The sequence below is a fragment of the Methanoculleus sp. MH98A genome (genome assembly GCF_000691865.1).
Classification (GTDB): domain Archaea; phylum Halobacteriota; class Methanomicrobia; order Methanomicrobiales; family Methanoculleaceae; genus Methanoculleus.
Genome location: NZ_JMIO01000051.1, coordinates 1 through 7,805, shown reverse-complemented (window position 1 = coordinate 7,805; position 7,805 = coordinate 1). Strand labels below are relative to the sequence as shown.

Annotated in this window: 4 protein-coding genes; 1 reads left to right on the top strand and 3 read right to left on the bottom strand. The window is 62.9% G+C overall.

Translation table 11 applies throughout. The features are described from left to right. Positions 1-520 precede the first annotated feature (520 nt). The 3 genes from uvrB to uvrA are packed head-to-tail and all read right to left on the bottom strand — an operon-like array spanning position 521 to position 6,797. Positions 521-2,449, bottom strand: coding sequence for an excinuclease ABC subunit UvrB (uvrB, locus tag EI28_RS07925; RefSeq protein WP_048114086.1), 1,929 nt, complete (start codon positions 2,447-2,449; stop codon positions 521-523). Then, the gene (gene uvrC / locus EI28_RS07920) at positions 2,446-3,996 is read right to left on the bottom strand and encodes an excinuclease ABC subunit UvrC (RefSeq protein WP_048114085.1); all 1,551 of its coding nucleotides are present in this window, start codon (positions 3,994-3,996) and stop codon (positions 2,446-2,448) included. The genes uvrB and uvrC overlap by 4 nt, the downstream gene beginning before the upstream one ends. Beyond that, complete coding sequence (gene uvrA, locus EI28_RS07915) at positions 3,993-6,797, bottom strand: excinuclease ABC subunit UvrA (RefSeq protein WP_048114084.1); 2,805 nt, start codon at positions 6,795-6,797, stop codon at positions 3,993-3,995. Before uvrA ends, uvrC begins: the two co-directional genes overlap by 4 nt. A 185-nt stretch (positions 6,798-6,982) precedes the next feature. On the opposite strand from uvrA, the gene EI28_RS07910 reads away from it, so the two are divergent. Next, positions 6,983-7,708 carry a DUF5591 domain-containing protein gene (locus EI28_RS07910; RefSeq protein ID WP_082223127.1) on the top strand — a complete coding sequence of 242 codons (726 nt, stop codon included), beginning with the start codon at positions 6,983-6,985 and terminating at the stop codon, positions 7,706-7,708. The last annotated feature ends 97 nt before the right edge of the window (positions 7,709-7,805 follow it).

Sequence of the window (7,805 nt, the reverse complement as noted above, 5' to 3'; positions counted from 1 at the left end):
CCTCAATCACCTTAAAACACCTTGATTTCCTTACATTCCTGCCTTAAACCAGTCAATATTGCATCCGAAGAAAAAGAATGTCTAGAGGGAGCAAAGTTTGGGTATTGGCTGTTGTGAAGAGACAGGGGAGGGGGGCGAACCCCCCTCGAAACTCTTCGAGTTTCTCATGCTCCGGGCGTTCCGCCCATCGCACTCCCGTCAGCCCCTCCTCGCACCTAACGGTGCTCACGCTCACTGCGTTCGCGCCTCGCACCTTCGGTGCTCGAACTCCGCTCCTCGAAGCCTGATGGCTTCTCAAACTCCCGTCCGAAACCCTTCGGGTTTCTCAAGCTCCGGCCCTGCGGGCCATCGCATCCTGCGGACGGTCGTTCCACGGAGCGTCGTTCCCCCAGGGGCGATACTCCCACAGTCCAGTGTACCGGACTTTCAACCGTCTCGTCGGTTTTACTCACCAGCAGAAGACGATTGCTTCCGTCACCGTCACACCCCCTAAACCCTGTGACTTCGACGGGTCGAACCCCTATCGTCCTTTCCCTTCCTGCAGCTTCTTGATCATATCCCTAAGCGCAATCGCCCGCTCGAACTCCAGGCGCTCCGCCGCCTCCCGCATATCGGCCTCGAGCTCGATGATCAGGTTCGGGACTTCGGACTTCGGGACGTGTTTGATATCGGTGATATCGACCTCTTTCTCGCGGATCGGTTTTACGATCGTCTGCGGCGTGATGCCGTGCCGGGCGTTGTAGTCGAGCTGCATCGCCCGCCGCCGCCCGGTCTCGGCCATCGCCTTCTTGATCGAGTCGGTCATGGTGTCGGCGTAGAGCACGACCTTCGCGTTGACGTTCCGTGCGGCCCGCCCGATGGTCTGGACGAGACTTCTCGCGTCGCGGAGGAACCCCTCCTTGTCGGCGTCGAGGATGCCGACCAGTCCTACCTCGGGGATGTCGAGGCCCTCCCGCAGGAGGTTGATCCCAACGAGGACGTCGTACTTCCCGAGACGGAGCTGCCGGATGATCTCCGTCCGCTCGATGGTGTCGATCTCCGAGTGGAGGTAGCGGGTCTTGATCCCCTGCTCGGCGAGATACTCCGAGAGTTCCTCGGCGAGCCGTTTTGTAAGGGTCGTCAGCAGTATGCGGTCGCCGCGGTCGATGGTGGCCCGGATCTCCGCCATCACGTCCGGGATCTGCTCCTCGATCGGCCGAACCTCGACCGCCGGGTCCACGAGCCCCGTCGGCCGGATGATCTGCTCCGCAACGCTCGAGCGCTTCAGTTCGTAGTCGCCCGGGGTCGCCGAGACGAAGATGACGTTTCGCATGTAGCCCGAGAACTCGTCGAACTTCAGCGGCCGGTTGTCGAACGCCGACGGGAGCCTAAAGCCGTAGTCCACGAGGGACTTCTTCCGCGAGTAGTCGCCGTTGTACATCCCCCTGACCTGGGGCAGGGTCTGGTGGCTCTCGTCGATCACCATCAGGAAGTCCTCGGGGAAGTAGTCCAGCAGGCAGTAGGGCTGCTCCCCGGCCTTCCGCCCGTCGAAGTGGCGGGAGTAGTTCTCGATCCCCTTGCAGGTCCCGGTCTCGCGGATCATATCGATGTCGTAGAGCGTCCGCTGGCGCAGCCGGTGCGCCTCGAGCATGTCGAGGTTCGGGAGCCACTCCTCGAGTTCCTCCTCTATCGAGACGATCGCCTGCTCTTTCACCTCGTCAGGGGCAACGAAGTGCCTCGCCGGGTAGACGAAGAAGTAGTCCATCGCTTCGAGCCGCTCTCCTGAGGTCTTGTCGATCTCGCTGATCCGGTCGACCTCGTCCCCGAAGAGTTCGATGCGGATGATGTTGTTGAAGTAGCCGGGGACGATATCGATGGTGTCGCCCTTCACGCGGAACCGGCCCGGCATGAGCTCGATATCGTTTCGCTCGAACTGGATGTCGACGAGTCTCCTGATGATGTCGTCCCGCCGCATCCGGTCGCGGACCTTCACCTCGAACCCCATCCCCTGGAAATTCGCGGGATTCCCGAGACCGTAGATGCAGGAGACCGAGGCGACGATGATGGTGTCGGGGCGGGAGAGGACCGATGCGGTGGCCGCAAGCCGCATCTGCTCGATCCTGGGGTTAACCTGGGCGTCTTTCTCGATGTAGAGGTCGCGCTTCGCGATGTAGGACTCGGGCTGGTAGTAGTCGTAGTAGGAGACGAAGTACTCCACCCTGTTCTCCGGGAAGAACGACTTGAACTCGTTGTAGAGCTGGGCGGCAAGCGTCTTGTTGTGCGCGATGACGAGGGTGGGCTTCTGGACCTCCTCGACGACGTTTGCTATCGTAAACGTCTTCCCCGACCCCGTGACCCCGAGAAGGGCCTGGAACCGCTCGCCGCGGGAAAGCCCGTCGGTAAGTTTCCGGATCGCATCGGGCTGCGAGCCGGTTGGCTTAAAATCCGCTTTAAGGTGAAATGCAGTCATGGTACCACCGTCTTCTTCCTGAGCGTTCTGTGATACGTGATCGCGAACCGGTGCGCCTCGTCGCGGATCTCCTGGAGGAAGAGCGACGCCTTCTCGTGCCGCTCGAGCGGCAGGGGGTGGGAGAAGGCCGGCACGAAGACCTCCTCCTCGCGCTTCGCGATCGCCGCGATCGGGACCTTGATCCCGAGGTCTCTCAGCACCGCGGTTGCCGCCGCAAGCTGCCCCTTCCCGCCGTCGATGAGGATCAGGTCGGGGAACTCGCCGCCCTCCTTCTGGAGCCGCGAGTAGCGCCGGCGGACCACCTCGGCGATGGCCGCGAAGTCGTCGACACCCTCGACCGTCCGTATCCTGAATCGCCGGTAGTTCCGTTTGTCGGGCTTCCCCCAGAGGAACCGGACCATCGAGCCCACCATCGCCGTCCCGGAGAGGTGGGAGATATCGAAGCACTCGATCGCGACCGGGAAGTCCGGGAGGTGCAGGCGGCGTTTCAGTTCGTCCAGTTTGATCCGGTCGCCGAAGAACGCGATCTCCACGTTCTTTTTGACCAGGTCGAGCAGATTCTTCTTCTCGCCCCGCTGCGGCACGACCACCCGGACTTTAGTGCCCCGGAGGTGGGAGAGATAGCCGGCGACCGCGTCGTCGACCGGCACGGGCAGGATCACCTCCTCCGGCGGCTCGTGGTCGGCGTAGTAGCGGGCGAGGAACTCCTCCAGGAATCCCTCCGTCTCGTCGAAGGTGTATTCGCGCTTCCCGGCAAGCGTTCCCCGGTCGACGTTGAAGAGCATCAGAAAGACGGTTCCCTCGCTTGCGATATAGTTGACGATATCCTCGTTGTAGGTCTTCTGCCGGTCGACGTGCTGGCGCTCGCGCAGCCCCTCGAGTGCCGCAATCTGGTCGCGGAGTTCCATCGCCCGCTCGTACTCCTGCCGCTCTGCCAAGGCCGCCATCTCCTCGCGGAGCGTCCGGATGAGCCCGGCGATATCCCCTTTCAGGACCGCTTCGGCCCTCCTGACCCGTTCCCGGTATTCGGCCTCGCCGATCCTCCCCGTGCAGGGGGCGCTGCACGAGCCGATGTGTGCACGGAGGCACGGGCGGCGGGGGAGGCGCCGGCACGACCGGAGGCCGAAGAGCGATTTTAAGAGGCGCAGCAGGTCTTCGCGCTCTCGTGCGGAGACGAAAGGCCCGTAGTACCGGCCGTTCCCGTCGGGCTGGCGGGCGGTGTGGATCCGGGGGTAGGGCTCGTCGGTGATATGGATGTATGCGTACCGCTTCGCGTCCTTGAGGTCGATGTTGTACTTCGGCTGGTGCTTCTTGATCAGGGTGTTCTCGAGGATGAACGCCTCGACCTCGTTGTCGGTGACGATGAAGTCGAGGCCGGCGATCGCGGCGACGAGCCTGCCGGTCTTCGGATCGAGGTCGTGCCGGGAGAAGTAACTCGATACGCGCTTCTTAAGGTTCTTCGCCTTCCCGACATAGATGATGGTCCCCTCGCTGTCGGAGAAGAGGTAGCATCCGGGTTCGGTCGGAAGACTCTGGGTATCGATCATGGCTTCTTGAGGATCTCCTTTAAGAACGCGCCCGTGTGGCTCCCTTCGACCAGGGCAACCTCTTCGGGGGTTCCGACCGCGACGACCTCACCGCCGGCGTCCCCGCCCTCGGGGCCGAGGTCGATGATGTAGTCGGCCGACTTGATCACGTCCAGGTTGTGCTCGATAACCACCATCGTGTTCCCCCGGGCCACCAGGTCGTCGAGGACGGCGATCAGGTTCTTCACGTCGTGGAAGTGCAGCCCGGTCGTCGGTTCGTCGAGGAGGTAGATCGTCTTTCCCGTGGCCCGCTTTGCGAGTTCCCGGGTCAATTTGATCCGCTGCGCCTCGCCGCCCGAGAGGGTGGTGGAACTCTGGCCAAGTTTGATGTAGCCGAGCCCGACCCTGGAGAGGGTGTCGAGCCTGTTCCTGATCGAGGGGACGTTCTCGAAGAGGGCCATCGCCTCCTCGACGCTCATGTCGAGGACATCGGCGATGGACTTGCCCCGGTACTTCACCTCGAGGGTCTCGCGGTTGTAGCGCGCCCCCTTGCACTCCTCGCACTCGACGTAGACGTCGGGGAGGAAGTTCATCTCGATCTTGATGAGACCGTCGCCCTGGCAGGCCTCGCACCGCCCGCCTTTGACGTTGAACGAGAACCGGCCGGGCTTGTAGCCCCGGACCTTCGCCTCCTTCGTTTCGGCAAAGATCTTGCGGATCTCATCAAAGACCTTGGTGTAGGTCGCCGGGTTCGAGCGCGGCGTCCGCCCGATGGGGCTCTGGTCGATGACGATCACCTTGTCAAGTTCGTCGTCGAAGGCAAGGTTGCCGTGTTTACCCGGGGGTTCCCTTGACGCGTGGAGTTTCTGCATCAGCGCCCGGTAAAGCGTCTCGTAGATGAGCGTGGACTTCCCCGACCCCGAGACCCCGGTGACGACCGTCAGGACGCCGACGGGGATGTTGACGTCGATGTCCTTGAGGTTGTTCTCCCGGCAGCCCGCAAGGCGGATGAACCGGTCGCTCTGCCGGCGGGTCGTGGGGACCTCGATCCTGAGGTCGCCCGCAAGGTAACGGCCCGTGAGCGAGGTGGGGGCTGCCGCGATGGCATCCGGCGGCCCTTCCGCGACGATCTCGCCGCCGTGGAGCCCGGCCCCGGGCCCCATGTCCACGACCCAGTCGGCGCTCCGGATCGTCTCCTCGTCGTGCTCGACCACGACGAGGGTGTTGCCGAGGTCGCGGAGGTGCTGCAGGGTCTCGAGGAGTTTCCGGTTGTCCCGCTGGTGCAGCCCGATGGAGGGTTCGTCGAGAACGTAGAGAACCCCCGTGAGGTTCGACCCGATCTGCGTCGCGAGGCGTATCCTCTGCGCTTCCCCGCCCGAAAGGCTCCCGGCGCTCCGCGAGAGGGTCAGGTAGCCGACGCCGACCTGGTTGAGGAACTCGAGCCGGGCGATGATCTCTTTTAAGACCTGCTTTGCAATCTCGCGCTCGGTCTCGGTGAGGTCCAGCGTCCGGAAGAACGAAAGCGCTCCCGTAACCGAAAGGTCGGTGACCTCGACGATGGACTTCCCGGCAACCTTCACGGCAAGCACCTTCTCCTTGAGCCTCTTGCCCCCGCACTTCGGGCAGGGGAGGACCCGCATGAACTTCTCGAGTTCGCGGCGGCGATACTCCGACTGGGTCTGGTGGTAGAGCCGCTCGGCCTGCGGGGCGAGGCCTTCCCACGTCCCGGAGTGCGACCACGAGTCCCCGTTCCTCGTCCGCATCGAGAGGCGGAGTTGCTCCGGCGAGCCGAACATAAGCGCATTGTACTGCCGCTCGGTGAGGTCTTTGATCGGGGTTAAGACCGAGAACCCGAAGTGTTTCGCGACGGCGCCGAGGTACTGGCTCCGGTAACCGTCGAGGAAGTTCCGGTAGAGCATGACGGCGCCATCGGCGATGGATTTGCTCTTGTCCGGGATGATCAGGTCCGGATCGAACTCCATCTTGATTCCGAGGCCGTTGCACTCCTCGCACGCGCCGAACGGGCTGTTGAAGGAGAACATCCGGGGCTGGAGTTCCTCGAACGCAAGCCCGCAGATCGGGCAGGCCATGAGCGCCGAGCAGGTCTCTTCCCGGCCGTCCTCGTCGACGGCGATGACGAGCCCTTCGGACTTTGCAAGGGCGTTCTCGATCGCTTCGACGAGCCTCGAGCGCTCGTCGACGCTCAGTCGGTCGACGACCACGTCGATGTCGTGCTTGCGGTAGCGCTCGAGGGTGATCTCCTCGTCCGTCCGTCGGATCTCGCCGTTGACCCGGACCCGGGCGTAGCCTTCCCGGTTGAGGTCTTTGAAGACCTGCTGGTAGGTGCCCTTCTTCTGCCGCACGACCGGGGCGAGGATGGTGACCGTCCCGGCCATCGTGGTGGCGATGTGGTCGGCGATCTTCTCCGGCGACTGGGCCTCGATGGGGATATGGTGCTCCGGGCAGAACGGCGTCCCCACCCGGGCAAAGAGGAGCCGCAGGTAGTCGTAGATCTCGGTGACCGTGCCGACGGTGCTCCGGGGGTTCTTCGACGTCGTCTTCTGTTCGATGGAGATGGCGGGCGAGAGCCCGTCGATGCTGTCGACGTCCGGTTTCCGCATCAGCCCGAGGAACTGCCGTGCATACGCGGAGAGCGACTCCACGTAGCGCCGCTGCCCTTCGGCGTAGATGGTATCGAAGGCAAGCGTGGATTTCCCCGATCCGGACACCCCGGTGAGGACGATGAGCCGGTCGCGCGGGAGTTCGACGGTGATATTGTTGAGGTTGTGCTCCCGCGCCCCCTTGATGGTGATCTTCTTCATTGGTGCGTGCAGATATGTTTGTCTTCTTACTTCATAGCCGTTTGCCGATATCAAAATTTAAATAGAATCGGTTAACGGAGCCCGGAATGGCCCCGGTTTGGAGGGGGCCCGGAAACTCTCCTGCAGGGCCACCTTTTTGGTTTTTCCGGTCCAATCAGCATACACCGGAAAGGGAACCATTTTTCATGCAGAAGGATCGGATGGTGCAGGGTGCGGGCGCCCCGCGGCGGGTCGTCGAGATCGTGCAGGACAGGCACGGGAACCCTATCGAGATATTCGACCCGCCGTTCTACCGGAGGGAGTTCGAGGACGCCTACCGGTTCATCATTGACAGTTACCCGGTAGCACCGAGGGATATCGGCCTCTTCCTCCCCTGTGCCGTGCGGAAACCCTACAGCCGGAGCCCGAGCCACAAACTCTTCCGGCAGGTCGTCGACGGTGTCCTTGCCCCGGAGGACTACCATATCGTCGTGTTCGGTACCTGCGGGACCGTCCCTGCGGAGCTCGAGGGCATGTACCCCTACCGAAACTACCACTACATGCTCGGCAGGAACAAGGACGAGCGGGTCCGGCGGGATTTCCACCGGATCGAGGTCTACCGGCTCAAAGGCTACCTCGAAAAGACACGGGATACCTACCGGCACCGGCTCGCCTACTGCATCGGGCCGTTTCGGAAGGCCATGGTCGAGGCCGCGGAAGCGACCGGGATCGCCGTCGACCTCCTCCCCTCCGATCCGATGATCGAGCGGCTTTACGACATAGACTGCCCCTTCCCGGAGGGCAGCCTCTCGATGCAGGGCTACATCGACGAGTTCCGCGAGGGGCTCGAGAGGCTGGCGGGGATGGTGCATGCCGGGGACACGACGGCTCCGGAAGGGTGCCCGGAGGGGCACCGGTCGGTGAGGGCGTGAAGGGGTGCGAAGGAAAAGAGTTGTTTAAAATTCGTTGACTGCCTTCTAGTCTCCTTCGATTGCACCTGGCACGGATTTCAGGGGGATATCGCCGAGA